The sequence below is a fragment of the Dellaglioa sp. CoH-55-MRSF-9 genome, assembly GCF_056782155.1.
On the sequence record NZ_JBXAYG010000178.1, the window covers coordinates 1 to 234 of the forward strand.

A 234-nucleotide genomic window follows, 5' to 3' on the forward strand; every position below is an offset into this window, starting at 1 on the left:
GGCGAAAAGGGCGTCACGCTGGCGCAGGAGCCCGGAACTCCGCTCGGTATCGCCAACGCCACGGATGGCGGCATTGCGCGTCTCAAGTCAGAAGGTCGTATCGTTCACAACGTCGATCCTGCGGCGCTAGTCAAGCCGAACAAGGCACAGAAGACGAGCCGTGGCACCGAATGGGATGCCGTAGACGTTCTCGAAGCACGCTACGGGCTCACGATTGGCGACGAGGTGGTCGAT

Annotated in this window: 1 protein-coding gene; it reads left to right on the forward strand. The window is 62.0% G+C overall.

The window, feature by feature from the left end; all coding sequences use genetic code 11:
• Positions 1-234: hypothetical protein (locus AC1RPV_RS08260; protein ID WP_481764280.1), on the forward strand; the 234-nt coding region annotated here is incomplete at both ends.